At 71.2% G+C, this 22,076-nt stretch carries 22 protein-coding genes; 6 read left to right on the top strand and 16 right to left on the bottom strand.

From position 1 onward, the window contains the following. The first annotated feature begins 18 nt into the window (after positions 1–18). A complete protein-coding gene (locus OHT61_RS20245; protein WP_329040183.1) occupies positions 19–222 on the top strand; it encodes a PspC domain-containing protein in 204 nt (67 codons plus the stop codon). A 78-nt stretch (positions 223–300) separates the two neighbouring features. On the opposite strand, the gene OHT61_RS20240 is transcribed toward OHT61_RS20245, so the two are convergent. Then, the gene (locus OHT61_RS20240; protein ID WP_329040182.1) at positions 301–606 is read right to left on the bottom strand and encodes a hypothetical protein; all 306 of its coding nucleotides are present in this window, start codon (positions 604–606) and stop codon (positions 301–303) included. 134 nt (positions 607–740) lie between these two features. Next, entirely contained in the window at positions 741–1,895 is a 1,155-nt protein-coding gene (locus OHT61_RS20235) for an adenosine deaminase (RefSeq protein ID WP_329040181.1), read from the bottom strand. A 102-nt stretch (positions 1,896–1,997) separates the two neighbouring features. Here OHT61_RS20235 and OHT61_RS20230 point away from each other — a divergent pair, with 102 nt between their 5' ends. After that, positions 1,998–2,753, top strand: a complete 756-nt coding sequence (locus tag OHT61_RS20230; RefSeq protein ID WP_329040180.1) for a dienelactone hydrolase family protein — start codon at positions 1,998–2,000, stop codon at positions 2,751–2,753. Positions 2,754–2,800: 47 nt separating this feature from the next. Here the strand turns inward: OHT61_RS20230 and OHT61_RS20225 are convergent, their stop codons facing one another. Continuing rightward, positions 2,801–3,754: a LysR family transcriptional regulator gene (locus OHT61_RS20225; RefSeq protein ID WP_329040179.1), complete on the bottom strand. Its 954-nt coding sequence runs from the start codon at positions 3,752–3,754 to the stop codon at positions 2,801–2,803. 62 nt (positions 3,755–3,816) lie between these two features. Between OHT61_RS20225 and OHT61_RS20220 the strand changes: the two genes are divergently transcribed. From OHT61_RS20220 to OHT61_RS20205, 4 genes are all read left to right on the top strand, one after another. Next, positions 3,817–5,124 (top strand): MFS transporter, encoded by a 1,308-nt coding sequence (locus OHT61_RS20220; protein ID WP_329040178.1) that lies wholly within the window; start codon positions 3,817–3,819, stop codon positions 5,122–5,124. Positions 5,125–5,212: 88 nt separating this feature from the next. Next, positions 5,213–5,929, top strand: coding sequence for a L,D-transpeptidase family protein (locus OHT61_RS20215; protein WP_329040177.1), 717 nt, complete (start codon positions 5,213–5,215; stop codon positions 5,927–5,929). A 97-nt stretch (positions 5,930–6,026) separates the two neighbouring features. After that, positions 6,027–7,016 (top strand): sigma-70 family RNA polymerase sigma factor, encoded by a 990-nt coding sequence (locus OHT61_RS20210; protein WP_329040176.1) that lies wholly within the window; start codon positions 6,027–6,029, stop codon positions 7,014–7,016. After that, positions 7,013–7,297 carry a hypothetical protein gene (locus tag OHT61_RS20205; RefSeq protein WP_329040175.1) on the top strand — a complete coding sequence of 95 codons (285 nt, stop codon included), beginning with the start codon at positions 7,013–7,015 and terminating at the stop codon, positions 7,295–7,297. The genes OHT61_RS20210 and OHT61_RS20205 overlap by 4 nt, the downstream gene beginning before the upstream one ends. A 15-nt stretch (positions 7,298–7,312) precedes the next feature. On the opposite strand, the gene OHT61_RS20200 is transcribed toward OHT61_RS20205, so the two are convergent. From OHT61_RS20200 to OHT61_RS20140, 13 genes are all read right to left on the bottom strand, one after another. Further along, positions 7,313–7,615, bottom strand: a complete 303-nt coding sequence (locus tag OHT61_RS20200) for an STAS domain-containing protein (RefSeq protein WP_329040174.1) — start codon at positions 7,613–7,615, stop codon at positions 7,313–7,315. Positions 7,616–7,676: 61 nt separating this feature from the next. Further along, complete coding sequence (locus OHT61_RS20195) at positions 7,677–8,267, bottom strand: Uma2 family endonuclease (RefSeq protein WP_329040173.1); 591 nt, start codon at positions 8,265–8,267, stop codon at positions 7,677–7,679. A 98-nt stretch (positions 8,268–8,365) separates the two neighbouring features. Continuing rightward, positions 8,366–9,643 carry a thymidine phosphorylase gene (locus OHT61_RS20190; RefSeq protein ID WP_329040172.1) on the bottom strand — a complete coding sequence of 426 codons (1,278 nt, stop codon included), beginning with the start codon at positions 9,641–9,643 and terminating at the stop codon, positions 8,366–8,368. Between the two features lie 161 nt (positions 9,644–9,804). Continuing rightward, the gene (locus OHT61_RS20185; RefSeq protein ID WP_443049622.1) at positions 9,805–10,146 is read right to left on the bottom strand and encodes a cytidine deaminase; all 342 of its coding nucleotides are present in this window, start codon (positions 10,144–10,146) and stop codon (positions 9,805–9,807) included. Between the two features lie 53 nt (positions 10,147–10,199). Beyond that, positions 10,200–11,462 (bottom strand): ABC transporter permease, encoded by a 1,263-nt coding sequence (locus tag OHT61_RS20180; protein WP_329040170.1) that lies wholly within the window; start codon positions 11,460–11,462, stop codon positions 10,200–10,202. Beyond that, the gene (locus OHT61_RS20175; RefSeq protein WP_329040169.1) at positions 11,459–12,577 is read right to left on the bottom strand and encodes an ABC transporter permease; all 1,119 of its coding nucleotides are present in this window, start codon (positions 12,575–12,577) and stop codon (positions 11,459–11,461) included. Before OHT61_RS20175 ends, OHT61_RS20180 begins: the two co-directional genes overlap by 4 nt. Next, positions 12,574–14,160 carry an ABC transporter ATP-binding protein gene (locus tag OHT61_RS20170; protein WP_329043333.1) on the bottom strand — a complete coding sequence of 529 codons (1,587 nt, stop codon included), beginning with the start codon at positions 14,158–14,160 and terminating at the stop codon, positions 12,574–12,576. Before OHT61_RS20170 ends, OHT61_RS20175 begins: the two co-directional genes overlap by 4 nt. Positions 14,161–14,397: 237 nt before the next feature. Beyond that, complete coding sequence (locus tag OHT61_RS20165) at positions 14,398–15,444, bottom strand: BMP family lipoprotein (RefSeq protein WP_329040168.1); 1,047 nt, start codon at positions 15,442–15,444, stop codon at positions 14,398–14,400. 138 nt (positions 15,445–15,582) lie between these two features. Further along, positions 15,583–16,824 carry an amidohydrolase gene (locus OHT61_RS20160; protein WP_329040167.1) on the bottom strand — a complete coding sequence of 414 codons (1,242 nt, stop codon included), beginning with the start codon at positions 16,822–16,824 and terminating at the stop codon, positions 15,583–15,585. A gap of 432 nt (positions 16,825–17,256) precedes the next feature. Next, on the bottom strand, positions 17,257–18,300 hold the full coding sequence (locus tag OHT61_RS20155) for a hypothetical protein (protein WP_329040166.1): 1,044 nt from the start codon (positions 18,298–18,300) through the stop codon (positions 17,257–17,259). A gap of 11 nt (positions 18,301–18,311) precedes the next feature. After that, a complete protein-coding gene (locus OHT61_RS20150) occupies positions 18,312–19,247 on the bottom strand; it encodes an N-acetylneuraminate synthase family protein (protein WP_329040165.1) in 936 nt (311 codons plus the stop codon). A 12-nt stretch (positions 19,248–19,259) separates the two neighbouring features. After that, positions 19,260–20,498: an acylneuraminate cytidylyltransferase gene (locus OHT61_RS20145; RefSeq protein WP_329040164.1), complete on the bottom strand. Its 1,239-nt coding sequence runs from the start codon at positions 20,496–20,498 to the stop codon at positions 19,260–19,262. Positions 20,499–20,518: 20 nt separating this feature from the next. Next, positions 20,519–21,904: a DUF6716 putative glycosyltransferase gene (locus OHT61_RS20140; RefSeq protein ID WP_329040163.1), complete on the bottom strand. Its 1,386-nt coding sequence runs from the start codon at positions 21,902–21,904 to the stop codon at positions 20,519–20,521. Positions 21,905–22,076: the final 172 nt, after the last annotated feature.

Raw genomic sequence — 22,076 nt, 5'->3', positions numbered from 1 at the left:
TTGACGAAGGAGCCCACCATGGCCGCACTTGCCCGCCCTGTCGAGGGACGCATGATCGGTGGTGTGTGCGCAGCGCTGGCACGGCGCTTCGGCACCTCCGCAGGGACGATGCGCGTCATCTTCCTGGTCTCGTGCCTGCTCCCGGGGCCCCAGTTCCTGCTCTACCTCGCCCTGTGGATCCTGCTCCCCTCGGAGAAGTCCCCGGCCACGACGGCCTGGTGACCCCGGAGACCACGGGGGCACGACCTGTGGGGCGCGCACCGTGACCTGGTGCGCGCCCCACATGCGTGTACGGGTGGTTCAGCGGCCGATCGGCAGGACGCCGGTCAGGCCGCCGGCGGGCAGGCCGCCGAGCAGGTTCGTGCCCGGGGCCGAGAGGTCGTTGCTGCTGCCCCGCTGCTGCTGCTGGTGGTCGAGAAGTCCGCCGGCCGCCTTCTGGACGGCGGGCAGGGCGTCGGTCACGGAGTCCAGCGCGATGTCGGCCGGCAGCGCGCCGGCCGCCGCGTCCAGCGGCACGGCGACGGCGGAGGCACTGCCCGCACCGGCGGCGGCGAAAGCGGCACCGAGAGCGGCGACACCGAGGGTCCTGACAGCAGACTTCTTCATGTGGAATGCATCCTTGGGGAAGGGGATGTGAGCGGCTCTGCAAGGTAGTCGGGCCGATACCCCTCCAGCAAACATGCCGGGACACGGAAAAAGGCCGGGATCGCGAGGATCCCGGCCTTTTCCGTACGGCTCACTCAGCCGGCGAAGGAGGAAGAACCGCTGGTGACAGCCGTCTGCCGGAAGAGCCACTCGGATTTCAGCTCCGCGTAACCGGGCTTGACGACGTCGTTGATCATCGCCAGACGTTCATCGAAAGGAATGAACGCTGATTTCATCGCATTGACTGTGAACCACTGCATGTCGTCGAGCGTGTATCCGAATGTCTCGGTCAGCCGCTCGAATTCCTGGCTCATGCTCGTACCGCTCATCAGCCGGTTGTCCGTATTCACCGTGGCGCGGAAATGCAGCTTCCGCAGCAGCCCGATCGGGTGCTCGGCGTACGAGGCGGCCGCGCCCGTCTGCAGGTTCGACGTCGGGCAGAGCTCCAGCGGGATGCGCTTGTCGCGTACGTAGGAGGCGAGACGGCCCAGGGTCACGCTGCCGTCGTCGGCGATCTCGATGTCGTCGATGATCCGCACACCGTGGCCGAGCCGGTCCGCTCCGCACCACTGCAGGGCCTGCCAGATGGACGGCAGCCCGAAGGCCTCGCCCGCGTGGATCGTGAAGTGGTTGTTCTCGCGCTTGAGGTACTCGAACGCGTCCAGGTGCCGCGTGGGAGGGAAGCCCGCCTCCGCGCCCGCGATGTCGAAGCCGACGACGCCCATGTCGCGGTAGCGGTTGGCGAGTTCGGCGATCTCCAGGGAGCGCGCGGCGTGCCGCATGGCGGTCAGGAGGGCGCCCACACGGATGCGGTGGCCGTTCTCCCGGGCCCTGCGCTCACCTTCGCGGAAGCCGTCGTTGACCGCCTCGACGACCTCTTCCAGGGTCAGACCGTCCGTGAGGTGCTGCTCGGGGGCGTACCTCACCTCGGCGTAGACGACTCCGTCCTCCGCGAGGTCCTCCGCGCACTCCGCGGCCACCCGGAACAGCGCGTCGCGGGTCTGCATGACGGCACAGGTGTGGGCGAAGGTCTCCAGGTAGCGCTCCAGGGAACCGGAGTCGGCCGCCTCACGGAACCAGACGCCCAGCTTGTCGGGCTCGGTCTCGGGGAGCGCGTCGTAACCCTGCGCCAGAGCCAGTTCGACGATCGTGCCGGGGCGGAGGCCGCCGTCGAGGTGGTCGTGGAGCAGCACCTTGGGTGCGCGGCGGATCTGTTCGGGGCCGGGGACATTCCGGGTCTGGCTCGTCATTCGGGCACTCTAACGCCTACGCGCGTAGATGCCGAGTGCCGATGCGTAACAGTGACCGCGAAGCCGGGTGGCATACACCTGCCCTTCTGACACTGTTCTGTCATGGCACAGCGCGCACTTCCCCTGCCTGCCGCCAGGCTGGGACGGGCCGTTCACACGGCCGGAGCAACACCCGAGGTCAGCGGAGTGGTCCTGCTGCTCCCCGACGGCGAGACCGACTCCCGCCGCCGCCCTTCCGCCCTGTCGTACGCGGCCCAGCTGCCCCTTGCCCGGACCCTGGCCGGGGCGGGCCGCGAGGACGGGCTCGCCGTGCACGTCGTGCGCTACCGCAGCCGCGGCTGGAACACCGGTGCCGACCCGGTGGCCGACGCGCAGTGGGCGGCGGACGAGGTCGTGCGCCGCTACGGCGACGTCCCCGTCTGCCTCGTCGGGCACGGGATGGGAGGCCGGGCCGCCCTGCGCGGCGCGGGGCACACCGCCGTCAACTCCGTGCTGGCGATGGCACCCTGGCTTCCCGACGGACCCGCCGAGCCCGAACCGGTGAAGCACCTGGCCGGGCGCCGGGTGCTGATCGTGCACGGAACGAACGACGCCCGGTCGAGCCCTGAGCTCTCCTACCGGCTGGCCGAGCGGGCCAAGAAGGCCAACCGGGACACCTGCCGGTTCGAGGTCCACTCCGACGGCCACGCCCTGCGTCAGCACCGGTCCGAGGTGATGGCGCTGGCCGCGGACTTCATACGGGGTTCACTGTTCGCCCGGTCGTACGCCCGCCCCGTCGCCGACGCCTTCGCCGCTCCCCCTCCGCTGGGCCTGCGGATGCCCCTCGCGGCGGGGTTCGGGCGGTCGCTGCGGCACTGAGGGCGCGAGGGGGCGCGGCGCCGGGGTCGGGCGACCCGGCGCGCGGATCAGTCCGGCAGCAGGCTTCCCCTCCGCGACAGCAGGAACTGCTTGAAGGCGGCCACCGGCGGAGTGTCGGGGTGTCCGTCCAGCCAGGCGACCCCGATCTCCCTGGCCGCGCGGGGCGAGGTCACCGCCAGCTCCACCACCGACGGCCTGGGGACGGCGGGCGGCGGGAGCAGGGCGACGCCGAGCCCGGCCGCGACCAGGCCGCGCAGGGTCTCGGCCTCCTCGCCCTCGAAGGCGATCCGCGGGGTGAAGCCGGCCTCGGCGCAGAGGTCGTCGGTGATCCGCCGGAGCCCGTAGCCGGGTTCGAGGGTGACGAACGTCTCGTCCGCGGCCTCGGCGAGGCGGACCCTGCGACGACTCGCGAGCCGGTGGTCGTCGGGCACGACGAGGCGCAGCCGCTGTTCGTCCAGGCGCCGGGTGACGAGGTCGGGGGCGTCCGGTACGGGTGAGGTCAGGCAGAGGTCGAGCCCGCCCGCCCGCAGTCGCTCGATCATCGCCTCGCCGTAGTTCTGCACGAGTTGGAACCGGACGTTGGGGTGGTCGGCGCGGAAGGCCCGGATCAGGGCGGGCACGGTCTCGGAACCCAGCGTGTGCAGGAAGCCGAAGGCGACCTTGCCCGCCGTGGGGTCGGCGTCGGCGCGCACGGAGTCGGCCGCCTTCTCCACCTCCGCCAGGGCGCGTTCGGCGGAGGTGAGGAAGGTGCGCCCCGCGGGCGTGAGGGAGACGGTGCGGCCGCTCCGGGCGAACAGGGCGACGCCCAGGTCCTCCTCGAGCCGCACGATGGCGCGCGACAGCGTGGACTGGGGGACGCCGAGCTCCTGCGCGGCCCGCGTGACGTGCTCGTGCCGGGCCACCGCCTCGAAGTACGCCAGGCGGGGCGCGAGCACGGCGCGGATGTCTTCTTCGTTACTACCCGGTGACAGCCTGGGCTGTGAGCTGTGTTGATGCGCCATGGGAACGATTATGAGGGTTTCATGCATTGGACGCATGAAGTCCTGAGTCCTACGTTCGACGTATGCCTCCTGCCAGTACCGGGGCGTCCACCGTCAGGGTGGACGCCGCCGTTCCGTATTCCGCCGCAGCCGTCTCGCCCACCGCTCCGGACCGCCTCGCACCCGGTGGCCACGGCTACCGGCGCATGAGTTTCGCCCTCTTCGTGGCGGGGATCGCCACGTTCGCCCTCCTCTACTCCACCCAGGCCCTGCTGCCCGCCGTGTCGGCGTCCTTCCACGCCACGGCCGAGCAGGCGAGCTGGACGGTCTCCGCGGCCACCGGCGGGCTGGCCCTGTGCGTCCTCCCGCTGAGCGCGCTGTCCGAGCGCTTCGGGCGGCGGCAGATGATGACCGCCTCGCTGGCGGTCGCCGTGGTGATCGGGCTCCTCGTGCCCTTCGCCCCGTCGCTCGGCTGGCTGATCGCGCTGCGCGCGGTCCAGGGCGCGGCGCTGGCGGGACTGCCCGCGTCGGCCATGGCGTATCTGGCCGAGGAGGTGCGGCCCAAGGCTCTGGTGGCGGCCATCGGACTCTTCGTCGCGGGCAACAGCATCGGCGGCATGAGCGGCCGCGTGCTGTCCGGATGGCTCACCCAGCTGTGGGGCTGGCGCGTGGCGGTCGGCGCCATCGGTCTGCTCGCCCTGGCCTGTGCGGTCGCCTTCCACTTCATGATCCCCGCCGCCCGGCACTTCACCCCGTCCTCGCTCAACCCGAGGGCCCTGGCGAAGACGGTCACCGGCCACCTCTCCGATCCGCTGCTGCGGCGGCTGTACGCGATCGGCGCGCTGTTCATGACGGTCTTCGGCGCGGTCTACACCGTGATCGGCTACCGGCTCACCGAGGAGCCCTTCAGCCTTCCGCAGGGCGTCGTCGGGTCGATCTTCCTGGTCTACCTCGTCGGTACGCTCTCCTCCGCCGGCGCCGGCAGGCTGGTCGCCCGGCTGGGCCGCCGCGGGGCGCTCTACCTCGCCGTGTCGACGACGGCCGCGGGTCTGCTGCTCACGCTCGCCGGCCAGCTCGCCGCGGTCCTGGCGGGCCTCGTCCTGATCACGGCCGGGTTCTTCGCCGGACACGCCGTCGCCTCGTCGTCGGTCAGCCGTACGGCGACGACGGGCCGGGCGCAGGCATCGGCGCTGTACCAGTCCGCCTACTACCTCGGCTCCAGCGCGGGCGGCACGCTCGGCGCGGTCGCCTTCCACGCCGGCGGCTGGGCCGGCACGGTCGCGCTGGGTCTCCTGGCGGTCCTCGGCGTGCTGTCGATCACCCTGTTCGGCACCAGGGCGGCGCGGAGCGAGCGCATGAGGGCGGGAACCGTACCGGCTATGCACAACTGAGACCTTCCGGCCACAACCGCAGCGCCCCGGCACACGTCCAACAGACGGAGTCACTTACCGCGGACGGCGTGAAGGGGAGCAGGCGTACATGGGAATCTTGAAGAAGACGGGCGGCATACGGACACGGCGCGGAGCCGTCCTGTCGGTCGCGGGACTGGTGGCGGCGCCCGCCCTGGTCCTGGGCACCGGGACGTCCGCGCAGGCCGCGTCCTGCTCGGCGGGGACCGGTCCGTACCAGAAGCAGGTCGAGAAGTACCTGAAGCGGCCCGTCGACGGGCGGCAGTCCACGGCGGACTGCACCGCCATCCGGTCGTTCCAGGCGTCCAAGGGCATCACCCCGGCGGCCGGCTACGCGGGCCCGGTCACCTGGCGCACGATGAAGACGATCACCGCGCAGAAGGCTGCGGGGAAGAACCCCAACGCGGCGAAGAACTGCCCGACGAACAAGGGCCGGATCGCCTGCGTCGACCTGACCAGGCAGCTGAGCTGGATCCAGGACGGGGCGAAGCTGAAGTACGGTCCCGTGCCGGTGCGCACGGGACGCAACGGCGCCGAGACGCGGACCGGCTCGAAGAAGATCTACTGGCGCAACATCGACCACTGGTCGACGCTCTACGACGTCAGCATGCCGTACGCCCAGTTCTTCGACGGCGGGCAGGCGTTCCACTCGGTCACCAAGTCCATGTACAACAACCCGGGCTCGGCCGGCTGCGTCAACATGCGCCCGGCGGACGCGAAGGCGTACTGGAAGCTGCTGAAGAACAACGACGACGTCTTCGTCTACGGGCGCAAGCCCGGCACCTGAGCAGCGCTTTCCCCGCTTCCCGCCCCTGTTGTCGGTGCCCTGCGGTAGCTTCCACAGTGCTGGGTGATCGGTGTCACAGCGCAACAGGGGTGGAGCGATGAGTGATCTGACGGCGACGGCCGACGTGGACAGCCGTCTTGAGGGACACCGGGTCGAGCTGACCGGCTACTGCTACCGGATGCTCGGCTCGGCCTTCGAGGCGGAGGACGCCGTCCAGGACACGCTGGTGCGCGCCTGGCGGAACTTCGACAAGTTCGAGGGCCGTTCCTCGTTGCGCTCCTGGCTCTACCGGATCGCGACCAACGTCTGCCTGGACATGCTGAACGCCGGCAACAAGCGGGCGAGACCGGTGGATCTGACCGGACCCACCCCGCTCGCCCAGGCGGCGCTCAACCCCCTCCCCGAGAACACCTGGCTGGAGCCGATGCCCGACGGGCGCATCCTCCCGTCGGTGGCCGACCCGGCCGAGGCCGCCGTGGCCCGCGAGTCGGTCCGCCTGGCGTTCGTCGCGGCGCTCCAGCACCTGCCGCCCAAGCAGCGAGCGGTGCTGATCCTCCGTGAGGTGCTGGCCTGGAAGGCGAGCGAGGTCGCGGAGCTGCTCGACACCTCGGTCGCCTCGGTCAACAGCGCCCTGCAGCGCGCCCGGGCGACCCTGTCGGACACGGAGGGCACCGCGCCCGACACGGCGAACCCGCTGGACGAGGAGCAGCGCAAGCTCCTCGACCGGTACGTCGCCGCGTTCGAGGGATACGACATGGCGGCGCTGACGGCCCTGCTCCACGAGGACGCCGTGATGACCATGCCGCCGTTCGACCTCTGGCTGCGGGGGCACGACGACATCACGGGATTCATGCTCAGCATCGGCGCGAGCTGCGCGGGTTCCCGTCTGGTGGCGATCGAGGCCAACGGGACCCCGGCCTTCGCGCACTACAAGCCGAATCCGGACGGCCCGGGGTTCGTGCCGTGGGCCGTGCAGGTCATCGACATCTCGGACGGTGCCATCACCGGGATGCACTGCTTCCTGGACACCCCGCGCTGGTTCCCGCTGTTCGGGCTTCCCGACCACCTGGACGCGGACCGGTCGTGAGGTTCACACGGCCCGTGGTGACCGGCTGGGCCCTCCTGGTGGCGGGCGGCTGGGCGGCGACGCTGTGGCTGGGCGAGCCGTCCGCCACCGCGGGCCCCGGCCCCGCCGCCGTCTCCGGCGCCCCGGCCGACGACACGTCTCCCGGGCCCCAGCCGGAGGGCCCGTGCGCGATGCCGTCCCCTTCGGCCGTCGCCTCACTCCCGCCGGGTGAGGAGATACCCGCGGAGTACGCCGACGGGCACGCTCTGCTGGTCCTCTGCAGCTACAGCGAGTCCCGGTAGCGGCTCGGGGCCGGGTCACTCCTCGTCCGGCCCCAGGAGCGCCACCACGTCGGCCAGCCCGACCAGGTCGAGCAGCGCCCCGAGTTCGGCGGAGGGGCGGCGCAGGCGCAGCCGGGCCCGACCGGTCCGGCGGGCGACGAGTCCCAGCCGGGCTATGGCCTCCACCAGGGCGAGGTCCGCGTGCGTCACCCCGCCGACGTCACAGTCGATCACGGCGGCGTCGGGACGGGAGGTCAGGAGGGCCTCCAGTTCGGCGCACAGGCCCGGCACATCGGCGCGGGTGACGCGGCCGGTGACGACGAGGGCGCTCGGAGTCATGGCATCCACACCACAGAGACCGGCGGGATGCCGGAAACTCATCGGCGGGCGGGCTCGCGCCTCAGCTGACCGGGAAGATCCCCGTGTCCAGATCCAGCTTGAACGGCTCGGGAAGGGTGAGCGTCCCCCCGTACTCGACCACGTCGAGGACGCGGTAGGTGCCGCTGTCGGGGTCGCCGTGGAGCGTGGCGGTCGGGCGGCCCGAATGCCACGGATCGAGCAGCAGGAAGAGTCCGACGCCTGCCTTCGCGTATCCGTGCGCCTTCTTGACGCGGTCGTGGTTGGCGTTCGCCTGGGAGGTGATCTCGACGACCAGCAGGGCCTCCTCCGCGGGCACACGATTCCCCGGCCCCGTCGCCACCGTGCGCGGCACCACGAGGAGGTCGGGGATGTAGACACCCGCGCGTCCCGGCACCGAGACCCCGAGCGTCTGGTAGATCTCCCATTCCTCGGGGATGACCGCGTACAGCCTGCGCTGCAGCAGGGCCGCGGTGGTGTTGTGGTCCTTGGACGGCGGTGGCGACACGGTGACGATCCCCTCGATGATCTCCACCTTGCAGCCCTCGGGCGCGTCCGTCTCCTCCCAGATCCGGACGAGGTCGTCCCAGTCCTGGCCGTGGCCCGGCCCGGGATCGACGGTGAGTGCGCTCATGGCGGTCTCCTCTTATCGGTGCGTCACCGAGTCCAGCATGCCGAACGGGACCGGTGGTGGTCCACCGGTCCCGTTCACCCGAAAGGGAAAGCAGCAGGTCAGGCGATACGTTCCCGCACCACCGGCGTGGCGGTGAAGGGGGTGCCGGCCGGTGCGATGTCGTACGAGCCGGGCAGCGCCTTCAGGGCGTACTCGAACTTCTCCGGGGTGTCCGTGTGCAGGGTCATCAGCGGCTGGCCCTCGGTCACGGTGTCGCCGGGCTTGGCGTGCATCTCGACGCCCGCGCCCGCCTGCACCGGGTCCTCCTTGCGCGCGCGGCCCGCGCCGAGCCGCCAGGCGGCGACGCCGACGTCGTAGGCGTCCAGCCGGGTCAGCACGCCCGAGGACGGGGCGGTGATCACGTGCTGCTCGCGCGCGACGGGGAGTTCGGCGTCCGGGTCGCCGCCCTGGGCGGAGATCATGCGGCGCCACACGTCCATGGCGGAACCGTCGGCGAGGGCCTTCTCCGGGTCGGCGTCCTTGAGGCCGGCCGCGTCGAGCATCTCGCGGGCGAGCGCCAGGGTCAGGTCGATGACGTCCTTGGGGCCGCCGCCGGCCAGGACCTCGACGGACTCGCGGACCTCCAGGGCGTTGCCCGCGGTCAGGCCGAGCGGGGTCGCCATGTCCGTGAGCAGCGCGACGGTGCGCACACCGCTGTCGGTGCCCAGCGCGACCATGGTGGAGGCCAGTTCGCGGGCGTCCTCGATCGTCTTCATGAAGGCGCCGGAGCCGACCTTGACGTCCAGCACCAGGGCGCCGGTGCCCTCGGCGATCTTCTTGGACATGATCGAGCTGGCGATGAGCGGGATGGCCTCGACGGTGCCGGTGACGTCGCGCAGCGCGTACAGCTTCTTGTCGGCGGGGGCGAGACCGTCTCCGGCCGCGCAGATGACGGCGCCGGTGGTGTCCAGGACGTCGAGCATCTCGGCGTTGGAGATGTGGGCGCGCCAGCCGGGGATGGACTCCAGCTTGTCCAGCGTGCCGCCGGTGTGACCGAGGCCCCGGCCGCTGAGCTGGGGCACGGCCGCGCCGCAGGCGGCCACCAGCGGGGCGAGGGGCAGGGTGATCTTGTCGCCGACGCCGCCCGTGGAGTGCTTGTCGGTGGTGGGGCGGGAGAGCGCCCCGAAGTCCATGCGCTCGCCGGAGGCGATCATCGCGGCGGTCCAGCGGGCGATCTCGGTGCGGTTCATGCCGTTGAGCAGGATCGCCATGGCCAGCGCGGACATCTGCTCGTCGGCGACCTCGCCGCGCGTGTACGCGTCGATGACCCAGTCGATCTGCTCGGGGCTGAGCTCGCCCCGGTCCCGCTTGGTGCGGATGACGGAGATGGCGTCCATGGGAGGGGAGTCCTTCCGGCGGAGGGGTGGGCGCGAGTCCCGTTGACTCTACGCGCATAGAGAGAAAACGTTCCGCCGCTCCGTTCCCCCGGCGGGCCGGTGCGGTGCGCCGGTGCGGTGCGCCGGTGCGGCACGCCGGGGGAACGGAGCGGTGTGGGGGACTACCCCAGGTGCTGCGGCCCGAACGACTGCGGCAGCATCTCGTCGAGCGTACGGAGCCCGTCAGGGGTCTCCAGGACGAGCTCGGGGCCGCCGAACTCGTAGAGCAGCTGACGGCAGCGCCCGCACGGCACGAGCACCGCGCCGGACCCGTCCACACAGGTGAAGTGGGTCAGCCGGCCGCCGCCCGTGGAGGCGAGCTGGGACACCAGGCCGCACTCGGCGCACAGGCTGATGCCGTACGAGGCGTTCTCGACGTTGCACCCCGTCAGCACGCGGCCGTCGTCGACGAGGGCCGCGGCACCGACCGGGTAGCGCGAGTACGGGGCGTACGCCCGGGACATGGCGTCCCGGGCGGCCTCCCGCAGCACGTCCCAGTCCACCGGGGCGTGGGCGGTCACTTGCCCTCGCCCTTGCGGTACGGCACGCCGTCCGCCTTGGGCGGCCGCAGCCGCTGCGCCGACAGGGCGAGCACCAGGAGCGTGGTGACGTACGGAGCGGCGTCGACGAACTGGCTCGGGACCTGGTCGGTCAGGCCGTACCAGGTGAACAGCAGGCCCGAGACGACCGCGGAGATCAGCGCCGGCAGGTACTTCTTCCGGTACAGCTGCCAGAACACGACGATCACCAGCAGGATGGCCAGGAGCAGCAGCATCGCATGGACGTTCTCGGCGCCGCCGCGCAGCTTGAGGCTGTCGGTGAAGCCGAACAGTCCGGCGCCCAGGGCCATGCCGCCCGGCATCCAGTTACCGAAGATCATGGCGGCGAGACCGATGTAACCGCGGCCGCCGGTCTGGCCCTCCTGGTAGATGCTGGTGGCGACGAGGGCCAGGAAGGCGCCGCCGAGTCCGGCCAGACCGCCCGAGATCGTCACGGCGATGTACTTGTACTTGTAGACGTTGACGCCGAGGGTCTCGGCCGCCACCGGGCTCTCACCGCAGGAGCGGAGCCGCAGACCGAAGGCCGTGCGCCACAGCACGAACCACGTGACGGGGATGAGCAGCAGGGCGACGACGGTCAGCAGCGACAGTCCGGTGACCAGGCCGCCGATGACGCCCGCGAGGTCGGAGACGAAGAACCAGTGGTGTTGCTGGAGGTCCTGCATCCAGTCCGACAGCCCTGGAATGGTGATCTTGTCGATCTCCTCCAGCCGCGGTGACTGCTTGCTGGAACCGCCCGGCTCCTGGGCGAAGGTGAAGTTCGACAGGTAGCGGGTGACACCGACGGCGAGGATGTTGACGGCCACACCGGACACGATGTGGTTCACGCCGAACGTGACGGTGATGACGGCGTGCAGCAGACCGCCGAGCGCACCGCCGAGGATGCCGAACAGGACACCCACCCAGGGGCCCCACTGGAAGCCGGCCCAGGCGCCGAACCAGGTGCCGAGGATCATCATGCCCTCGAGGCCGATGTTGACGACGCCCGCCCGCTCGGCCCACAGGCCGCCGAGCCCGGCGAGGCCGATCGGGACGGCGAGCTCCAGTGCGCCGCTCACCTGCCCCACGGACGTCACGTCGTCCGCACCACTGATCAGGCGGACCAGCGACACGAGGGCCAGCCCACCGGCGATGATCAGCAGGACGACGGGCAGGGAGAGCCTGCGGCGGCCGCCGCCCTTCAGAGGGGCGACGCGTGCGGCGATGGCATCGGTGCTCACAGGGCCGCCTCCTTCTCGGTGGTGAGAGCGTGGCCGGCGGCGAGTTCCTCGCCGACCTTCTGCTGCTGGCGACGGGTCCCGTAGCGCCGGACGAGTTCGTAGCTGACGACGACGGAGATCACGATCAGGCCCTGGATGATCGTGGCGATCTCCTTCTCGAAGCCGAACTGGTCGAGCGGGGACGACGCCTTGTCGAGGAACGCGATCAGCAGGGCGCTGAGGGCGATGCCCACCGGGTGGTTGCGGCCGAGCAGGGCGATGGTGATGCCGGTGAAGCCGAGGCCGACGGGGAAGTCGAGGCTGTAGGTGTGCGTGTCGCCCAGCAGCGTCGGCATGCCGACGAGGCCCGCGATCGCGCCGGAGATCAGCATCGAGGTCAGGATCATCTTCTTGGCGTCGACACCGGACGCCTGTGCGGCGCTCTCGCTCGCGCCCGTGGCGCGCAGGTCGAAGCCGAACCGGGTGCGGTTCAGGACGAGCCAGTAGACGAGACCGCAGAACGCGGCGACGAAGGTGAAGCCGTAGATCTCACCCGCGTCGGGGCTCAGGGACACGCCGGGGAACCAGCCGGCCTCCGGGATGTCGCCGGTGGTGAGGTTGTTCGAACCCGCGGCCTGCTCGCCGAAGTTCTTCGGCAGGATCAGCCAGGCGATCAGCGCGGTCGAGATCGAGTTGAGCATGATCGTCGCGACGACCTCGCTCACTCCGCGGGTGACCTTGAGGATGCCCGCGATACCGGCCCAGAAGGCGCCGACCAGCATCGCCACGATCACGATCAGGGCGATCTGGATCGGCCCGGGAAGGCTCACGCTGGCGCCGACCAGTGCGGCCATCATCGCCGCGAGGCGGTACTGCCCGTCGACGCCGATGTTGAAGAGGTTCATCCGGAAGCCGACCGCGACCGCGAGGGCGGCGAGGTAGTACGTACCGGCCTGGTTGATGATCAGGACCTGGACGTCGCTGTACGAGACCTGCTCGAAGAGCAGACGGTACAGCTCGAACGGGTCGCGGTTCGAGATGAGCAGCACCAGGGTGCTGAGCACGAACGCGACGACGAGGGCGAGCGCCGGGCCGGCGAAGCCCAGGATCAGCCGATCCTTGTCGAATTTCTTCATCGGGCCTCGTCCTCCGGTGCTGCTTCGAGGTGACCGGCGGCGGCGCCGGTCATGGCCGAGCCCAGTTCCTCGGGTGTGATGGTCGCGGGGTCTGCGTCCGCGACGAGCTGTCCGCGGTACATGACGCGCAGGGTGTCGGAGAGCCCGATGAGCTCGTCCAGGTCCGCCGAGATGAGCAGGACGGCGAGTCCTTCACGGCGCGCCGCACGGATCTGGTCCCAGATCTGCGCCTGGGCGCCGACGTCCACACCCCGGGTGGGGTGGGCGGCGATCAGCAGCTTCGGGGCGTGGCTCATCTCGCGGCCGACGATCAGCTTCTGCTGGTTGCCGCCGGAGAGGGACGCGGCCGTGACCTCGATGCCCGGGGTCCGCACGTCGTACTCGCGCACGATCCGCTCGGTGTCCGTGCGGGCGGCCTTCGGGTCGAGCAGCCAGCCCTTGCTGTTGGGCTTCTCGGTGACGTGGCCGAGGATGCGGTTCTCCCACAGCGGGGCGTCCAGCAGGACGCCGTGGCGGTGGCGGTCCTCAGGGATGTAGCCGATGCCGGCCTCGCGCCGCTTGCGCGTGGGCGCGTGGGAGACGTCGTCCGCGTCCAGCGTGATGACGCCGCCGTCCGGGGCGCGCATGCCCATGAGCGCCTCGATCAGCTCGGTCTGGCCGTTGCCCTCGACGCCGGCGATCCCGAGGACCTCGCCCTTGTGGATCGTGAAGGCGACGTCGGACAGCACGTCGCGCACGACGCCGTCCGGGTCCGTCACGCTCAGGGAGAGGTCCCGGACCTGGAGCATCGGGACGTCCGTCACCGTGGACTCGCGGGTCTCGGGCGACGGCAGCTCACTGCCGACCATCAGCTCGGCGAGCTGCTTGGTCGTGGTGTTCGCCGGGTCGGCCGTGCCCACCGTCGTGCCCCGCCGGATCACCGTGATGTCGTCGGCGACGGAGAGGACCTCGCCGAGCTTGTGCGAGATGAAGATGACGGTGAGGCCTTCGGCCTTCAGCTCGCGGAGGTTCGCGAAGAGCGCGTCCACCTCCTGCGGGACCAGCACCGCGGTGGGCTCGTCGAGGATGAGGATGCGGGCACCGCGGTAGAGGACCTTGAGGATCTCCACGCGCTGCCGGTCGGCGACACCGAGGTTCTCGACGAGCACGTCGGGCCTGACCCCGAGCCCGTACGCGTCGGAGATCTCCTTGATCTTCTTGCGCGCGGCGGATCCGATGCCGTGCAGCTTCTCGCCGCCGAGGACGACGTTCTCCAGGACGGTGAAGTTGTCGGCGAGCATGAAGTGCTGGTGGACCATGCCGATGCCACGCGCGATGGCGTCACCGGGGTTGCCGAACGAGACCTGCTCGCCGTCCACCGCGATGGTGCCCTCGTCCGGCTTCTGCATGCCGTAGAGGATCTTCATCAGGGTGGACTTCCCGGCGCCGTTCTCGCCGACGAGGGCGTGGACCGTGCCCTTGCGAACGGTGATGCCGATGTCGTGGTTGGCCACGACGCCGGGGAAGCGCTTGGTGATGCCGTGCAGTTCTACGGCAGGGGGACTGCTGGACGCGTTGATGACGCACTCTCCTTGACCGGACAGGAGCGGGAGCACAGGGGCAGGGGGGCGGGGTGAAGTTATCGCGCCTGAGAGCTGTCTACACGCGTAGCGCTGCCGAATCGTAAAGCGTAGGCGCACGGCACGGCCCGAACGCGGGGTCCGGAGCCTGTGCGAGCAGGGCACTGCGACGGGCACAACTTCTTCGAGAAGCACCCCACGGGCCCGGAGCGGCGGTACGCGCTCCGGGCCCACGGGAAACCAGCGTGACGACCGGGGTCGTTACGGGGTGGTCTTGACGGTGATCTTGCCGTCGATGATGTCCTTCTTCGCCTTGTCCACGGCCGCGATGACGTCGGTCATCTTGGTGAAGGCCGGGTTGGACATGGCCAGGCCGACGCCGTCCTTGTCGAGGCCGTAGCGGACCTCACCGGACTGGGGCTTGCCGTCCTTGACCGACTTGATCAGGTTGAAGACCGAGTCCTCGACGTCCTTGGTGACGGAGGTCAGGATCGACTCCTTGTAGGCCGCGAGGCCTTCCTGGCTGTACTGGTCGGAGTCGACGCCGATGTTCCACTTGCCCGCCTTGGAGACGGCCTCGATGGCACCGGAACCGGCCAGACCGGCGGCCGAGTAGACCACGTCGGCGCCCTTGTCGAGCTGGCCCTGGGCAGCGGCCTTGCCGAGGTCCGGCTTGGAGAAGCCCGAGAAGTCCGGCGGCTGGGTCAGGTACTGCGGGAGCACGTTCACCGAGGAGTCGGTGTCCTTGACGCCCTGGATGAAGCCGGCCTCGAACTTCTTGATCAGCGGGGTCTCGACGCCACCGATGAAGCCGACCTTCTTCGTCTTCGTGACCTTGGCGGCGGCGACACCGGCGAGGTAGGAGCCCTGCTCCTCGTTGAAGACGATGTTGGCGATGTTCTTGCCGGTGACCGAGGCGTCGTCGATGATGCCGAAGGTGGTCTTCGGGAACTTCGGCGCGACCTTCTTGATGGCCGGGGCGTAGGCGAACCCGACACCGATCACCGGGTTGTTGCCGGCACGGGCCAGCGAGGTGAGGCGCTGGACCTTGTCCGCGTCCGACTCGCCCTCGGAGGGCTCGGCCTCGGTGCCCTTGACACCCAGGTCCTTCTCGGCCTTGGCCAGGCCGGCGTAGGCGGCGTCGTTGAACGACTGGTCGCCGCGGCCACCGATGTCGTACGCGAGTGCCGTCTTGTTGTCCTTGGAGTCGGACGCGCTGTCCGACGACGAGTCGCCACACGCACTGACGCTGAGCGCAAGTGCCGCGGACATGACGCCCACGGTGGCAATCCTGGTGATCCGGCGCAAGGGAAGGCTCCTTCAAACCTGACCGAAGCGCCTCTTCCGGCGCTGGTTTCGCCGCGATCGTAACGCGCGTAGATGTCAGATAATGACCTGTACGGAAGCCGTTATCGGATCGTCGCGAACAGGAGGTGTCCTGACCGGTTACGACCCGTTGCCGTCGAGCAACGCTGCGGCGGTGAAGAGCTCCACCCCGACCGTGATCGCTTCCTCGTCCACGTCGAAGTTCCCGCGGTGCAGGTCCAGACCGCGGGTGTCCCCCGGCGTGCGCACGCCGAGCCTGGCCATGGCCCCCGGGACCCGTTCCAGGTACCAGGAGAAATCCTCTCCGCCCAGGCTCTGTTCGGTGTCCTCGATCGCGTACGATCCGCGGCGGATCGTCATCGCGGCGTCGAGCAGGCCGATGGATTCCGCGTCGTTCACCACCGGCGGGACCCCGCGGATGTAGTTGATCACCGTCTTCGCCCGGTGCATTCCGGCCACCTCGTCGACCGCGGCGTGCACCATGTCGGGAGCCTGCCGCCAGGTGTCCAGATCGAGGCAGCGGACCGTGCCGGACAGCTCGGCGTGTTGCGGGATGACGTTGGGCGCGTGCCCGGTCTCCAGGCGGCCCCACGTGAGGGCGAGCCCGGACCGGGCGTCGACCCGCCGGGCGAGCAGCGCCGGGACGTCGGTGGCCACCCTGGCCGCCGCGGTGACCAGGTCGGTGGTCAGGTGCGGCCGGGCGGTGTGCCCGCCGGGTCCGTCGAGCGTGACCTCCAGGCGGTCGCAGGCCGAGGTGATCGGCCCGATCCGCAGCCCGATCTTCCCCACGTCCACCTTCGGGTCGCAGTGCACGGCGAGGATGCGCCCGACCCCGTCGAGCACCCCCGCCTCGATGGCGTCGGCCGCACCGCCGGGCAGCACCTCCTCGGCGGGCTGGAAGAGCAGCCGCACGGGACGGGGCAGCAGTCCCTGCCGGTCGAGGGCGGTGAGCACGAGGCCGGCGCCGAGGACCGTCGTCGTGTGCACGTCGTGCCCGCAGGCGTGCGCGCGGTCGGGGACGGTGGACCGGTAGGAGACGCCCGTCTTCGTGTCGGGGATCGGCAGGGCGTCGATGTCCCCGCGCAACGCCAGCATGGGCGTCACGCCGTCCCACTCGCCCACGTCGCAGACGAGCCCCGTCCCCGAGGCGAGCACCCTGGGCGCGAGTCCGGCACGCTCCAGGCGCGCCTTGACGGCCGCCGTCGTGCGGAACTCCTGGTTGCCGAGCTCGGGGTGCATGTGCAGGTCACGCCGGAAGGCGATCAGCTCGGCGCGCAGCTCGTCGGACAGGGAGCCGGGGAGGGCGGCTCCGTCTGTCGGCTGGACTTCGGCCTGGGGCACACGCGTCTTCAACTGGTTCACCCAGTCAAGGGTAGGCCCCCAGGGCACTCAACTGGCTGGAGATCACGAAAAGTTCAGCCGCTCAGGGGAACAAAAAGCGCCTCGGAGGGTGTGATGGACCGGGGCGATGGGTAAACTCGCCCGATTTTCCACCGCGGGGCGAGTTCGGCGCGAGACGGAGCCGTACCTCGCGCGTGGCGCGGGCGGCGGTCCCCTGCGCCTGCTCGGCCGGGTACACCCGAACGGGTGAGCCGAGTCGGTCCGGGGCGTCGGGCGGGCGCCGCCGCGCGACGCGGTCCGGAAAGGGTGAGCGGGCGGTCCCGGACGGCGCGATCCGGGAGAGCGCGGCGGGCATCCCGCCCCACAGTCTGCCGAACCGGACCCGGGAACGGACCGGCGGCGGTCATGCGGGCCATCCGGCCCGCGTGCCCGCCCGCCGGTGCCGGGTCCTCCTCAGCCCTCGGCGACCGCCGTGGCCCGCCAGGGCGCCAGCCGCTGCACGTCCCGGGCGGTCTCCGTGACCCCGCTCAGGAACCCCTGCGCGCGGGGGGAGGCCGTGTCGCGCAGCCACTCCGGCGCTATGTCGCACACCGCGACCTTCACGCCCGTGCCGGCGAGGGCCAGCGGCAGCGTGTGCACCACCGTGGACGGGAAGCTCAGCACCGTGTGGCCGATGGGGCCGCGGCGGGCGATGAGTTCCAGGGGGAGGTCGGGACGGACGATCTCCAGACCGGTCGCGGCCTCCAGGGCGTGGAGCTTCTCGGCGGACTCGCGACGGTGCGCGAAGTAGCGGGTCGCGCCGTGGGCGCGGGCCAGCGTGCTCACCGCCTCCTGGTACGGGACGGGGTCGACCACGCCCGTCTCGACCAGGGAGGTGCCGACCAGGTCGGCGCCCTTGGTGATGCGGGGCGGGCCGAACCGCTCCCGGGTCCAGGTGAACGTGTTCGCCGTGACCTCGACGCCTTCGGGCGCCTGGACGGGCATGGCGGTGAACACCTCGACGGTGCGGGACGCGGACGGCGTGAAGCTGCGGCGGGCCGCGGAGGCGACCGGCGCCAGCAGCAGTTCGCGCGGGCCCCCGGTCCCCCGGCGGTGCCAGCGCACCAGGCGCTCGCCGCGGGCCAGCTGGGCGACGAACTCCATGGTGGCCGTGCCGTCGTCGACCACCGTGATCCGGCGGGCGCGGGCCAGACCCAGGAGCAGTTGCACGTACCGGGAGAACGGGTCCCCGATGACGATGCGCTCGGCCCTGCGGATCAGGCCGGTCAGCGCCCGCAGGGCCCTGAGAGGCGCGCCGGTCTCCCCGCGCGCCTCCTGCCAGCGGACGGTGACGCCCTCGTCGCGGGCCAGCTCCGCCATCCTGCGCAGCTGTCCGCGCGACATCGGGTCGACCGGGGGGAGGACGACGACCGTGGTGGCGTCGGTTCCTCCCCGGGTGTGGGTCCACTCCAGGACGTTCAGGAGCTGGACCGGGCTCTCGACGAAGGCGAGGTTCACCGGTCGGCCCGTCAGACCGCGACCGGCTCGGCGGCCGGCGCGCTCTCGGTCTCGGAGACGACGCCCGCGACCCGGCGGAGCTTCTTCATCGGGCCGAGCTCGGACTCGTACACCTTCTTCACGCCGTCACCGAGGGACGCCTCGATGGTGCGGATGTCGCGGACCAGGCGCGTGAGGCCCTGCGGCTCGACGGAGGCGGCCTGGTCGGAGCCCCACATCGCGCGGTCCAGGGTGATGTGGCGCTCGACGAAGGTGGCGCCGAGCGCGACGGCGGCGAGGGTGGTCTGGAGACCGGTCTCGTGGCCGCTGTAGCCGATCGGCACGTTCGGGTACTCCTGCTGGAGAGTGTTGATGACCCGCAGGTTGAGCTCCTCGGCCTTCGCCGGGTACGTCGAAGTGGCGTGGCAGAGCAGGATGTTGTCGCTGCCGAGGACCTCGACCGCGTGGCGGATCTGCTTCGGCGTCGACATGCCGGTGGAGAGGATCACGGTGCGGCCGGTGGCACGCAGCGCGCGCAGCAGCTCGTCGTCCGTGAGGGAGGCCGAGGCGACCTTGTGGGCCGGGACGTCGAACTTCTCCAGGAAGGCGACGGCCTCGGTGTCCCACGGGGAGGCGAACCAGTCGATGCCGCGCTTGGCGCAGTGCTCGGCGATGGTCGTGTACTCGGCCTCGCCGAACTCGACGCGGTGGCGGTAGTCGATGTAGGTCATCCGGCCCCAGGGGGTGTCGCGCTCGATGTCCCACTGGTCGCGGGGGGTGCAGATCTCGGGCGTGCGCTTCTGGAACTTGACGGCGTCGCAGCCGGCTTCGGCGGCCACGTCGATCAGCGCGAGGGCGTTGTCGAGGTCGCCGTTGTGGTTGATGCCGATCTCGCCCGTGATGTAGACGGGGCGGCCGGGACCGGCGGTGCGGGAGCCGAAGGAGCGGAGGCGGGAGGTGCTGGTCATGGTGGTGCTTCCTTACTTGGCGGGGGCGTTGGGGGATTCGGTCGTGAGGGTGGGGCCGAGGAGCCAGGCCGCGATCTCGCGGATGGCCCCAAAACCACCGGGGTTGGTGGTCACGGCGCGCGCGGCGGCACGCACCGAGTCGTGGGCGCTCGCCACGGCGACGGGCCAGCCCGCCAGTCCGAAGCAGGCCAGGTCGTTGACGTCGTTGCCGACGTAGAGCACGCGGTCGGGAGCGATGGACTGCTCCTCGCACCACTGCTTGAGTGCCAGGTCCTTGCGGTCGATGCCGTGCAGGACGGGGACCTGGAGCTTGCGGGCCCGGGCGGCGACGACCGGGTTCTGTTCCGTGGACAGGATCAGGAGCGGCAGGCCGGACTTGCGCAGGGCCGCGATACCGAGGCCGTCGCCGCGGTGCACGGCCACGGTCTCGCGGCCGTCGGAGTCGACGAGGACGCGGTCGTCGGTCTGCGTGCCGTCGAAGTCCAGGACGACCGCGTCGACGTCCGCCCGGGTGGGCAGCGGCGAGGGGTCCAGGAGCGGTGCGAGGGCGCGGGCCCGCGCCAGGTCGTGCGGGTCGTCGATCTCCAGGGCCCGGGCCGGGTCGGTCGGCACGAGCGCGGTGCGGCCGAAGAAGCGGTGGCGGTGGGTGCGGAAGCCGGCGGCGTCCATGGCGTACGCGGCGCCGGTCTCCAGGTGGTCCTGGGGCCGGTCCTGACGCCGGGGGCGTACGGCCTTGTCGTGGTTGACGCCGTTGGTGCCGTCCTCCACCGCGCTGCCGTCGCGCCACACGAACCCGTGGAAGGCGGCGACCGTCAGCGCGGTGTCCGCGCCGCCGCGGGTGACCGCCGTGGCGACGCCGTCGATGTCCTCACGCGTGAGGAAGGGGCTCGTGCACTGGACCAGGAGCACCGCGTCGGCCGTCCGGCCGTGGCCCATCGCCTCGTACGCGTCCAGGGCGTGCAGGACCGCCGCCTCGCTGGTCGCGGTGTCGCCCGAGATGGCCGCGGGGCGCTGCACGCAGTGCAGCCGGGAAGCCTCGCCCAGCGCCTCGGCGGCGGACCGGGCGGCGTCGGCGATGGCCGGGGCGTCGGTGGTGACGACGACGTCCGTGACCTCGGGTGAGGCGAGGCAGGCGCGGACGGCCCGGGCGACGAGCGGCACACCGCCGACCTGGGCGAGGTTCTTGGCCGGTACGCCCTTGGATCCGCCGCGGGCGGGGATCACGGCGAGCACGGTGGGGGGCGGGGTCATGGAGGCTCCTGAATCGGTGGTCACAGCTCGCCCATCCGGCGGATCACGGGGGCGACCCGCTGGACGCCGTGGCGGTAGGCGCCGCGCGCCGCGTTGCGCACGGTCTCGCGCACCGCGCCCCGGACGCGTCCGGTGTCCTTCGGCGCGACGGCGCCGGGCAGCGGGTGTCCGTCCGGGCCCAGGTGGTGGCGGGCGAGGATGCCGGGGAGGTAACCGGGGGCGGTGGCGGGCGTGTAGTAGGGCGTGAGGCGGGGAAGCGGGCCGGCCGCGAGCAGTTCGCCGACCCGGGCGCGGGCGGTGTCGTAGGCCGCCGGGTACGTGCCGTCGGCCGCGACGCCCTGGCCGGCGAGCCACTGTTCGTCGGGCTCCGGGCTCAGTCCGCCGTCGAGGTGGTCCCAGGACGTGATCAGCCCGGAGCCGATGAAGTGGTGGTTGCCGAGTGCCTCGCGCACACCGAGGTCGGAGAGGATCGCCGTCGGGATGCGCCGGTGCAGGGACTCCAGGGCGGCCGTCGAGGACACGGTGACCAGCAGGTCGGTGCGGTCCAGGACCTCCCCCATGTGCCCGTACACGAGGCTGAAGTTGGGCGGCAGGCCGCCGGGGATCCGTTCCGCGAGGCGCTGGTAGGGCAGTTCCTCGATGTGCGTGGTGTGCTCGCCCGGCTTGGAACGCAGCTTCAGCAGGACGTCGCGGCCGGGGTGCAGCCGGGCGTGCTCGACGAGCCGGCGCAGCAGGTAGGTGCGCTCGGCGCGGGACGCGGGTACGGAGGGCTGGGCGGCGAACACGACGGTGCCGCGGCCCTCCCGCGTCCGGTGGGGCTCTCCGCCGAGGAACGGCAGGGCGGCCTCGGTGACGGACGAGGCGTCGGCGCCTACCCCTTCGTAGACGGCGCGGAAGCGTTCCGCGTCGTGGCGGGAGTTGGCGAGCACGATGTCGGCCCCGTGGCGCAGCAGGAGGCCGTCGGCGAGCTTCTCGTAGACGACGCCGACGTAGCCCGTGACGACGACCGGCCTGCGGGGCAGCTCCAGTGCGGCCAGTCCGTGCAGCATCGCCTGTACGGCGCCGCCGACGAGGGCGAGGACCACGACGTCGTACGCCTCGTCGCGCACCGTGTGCAGGAACTCGACGGCCGTCACCTCGCGCACCCGGTCCGTATCGACCCCGACCTCGCCCACTTCGGCGAGCTGCCGGGGCGTCGGGGTGGCCCGGCCGCGCAGGAGCAGCCCGCTGATCTCGACGGGGCGTCCCGCCGCACCGGACTCCGGGGCCCCGGAGAGGCGGCGCGCGGTGAGCGCACCCCATTTCCAGCGGGTGTCGGAGTCGGCGAGCACGGCTATACGCAGGGCCGCGCTTCCGGCTGCTGGGGTGACGGCCGGAGCGGCCGAGTCTTCGGTACGTGGGGGCACGTCGTAAAAGCTAGGAAGCCATTCCGATCCGCGGCCCAACGCGGTGGCAACAGATGGTTAACAGCCGGTCGACGATGAGGGATTCACCATGGCAGCCGGGTGAATCGGCCCCGGAAACGGGCCGGTTCACTTTTCCGCCGCGCGTCGTTCACGTCTCGTATGCGCGGGCGAC

Source organism: Streptomyces sp. NBC_00178 (genome assembly GCF_036206005.1).
Lineage (GTDB): Bacteria > Actinomycetota > Actinomycetes > Streptomycetales > Streptomycetaceae > Streptomyces.
Note: the sequence above shows the minus strand (reverse complement) of the source record. Positions and strands in the feature narration are given on the sequence as shown.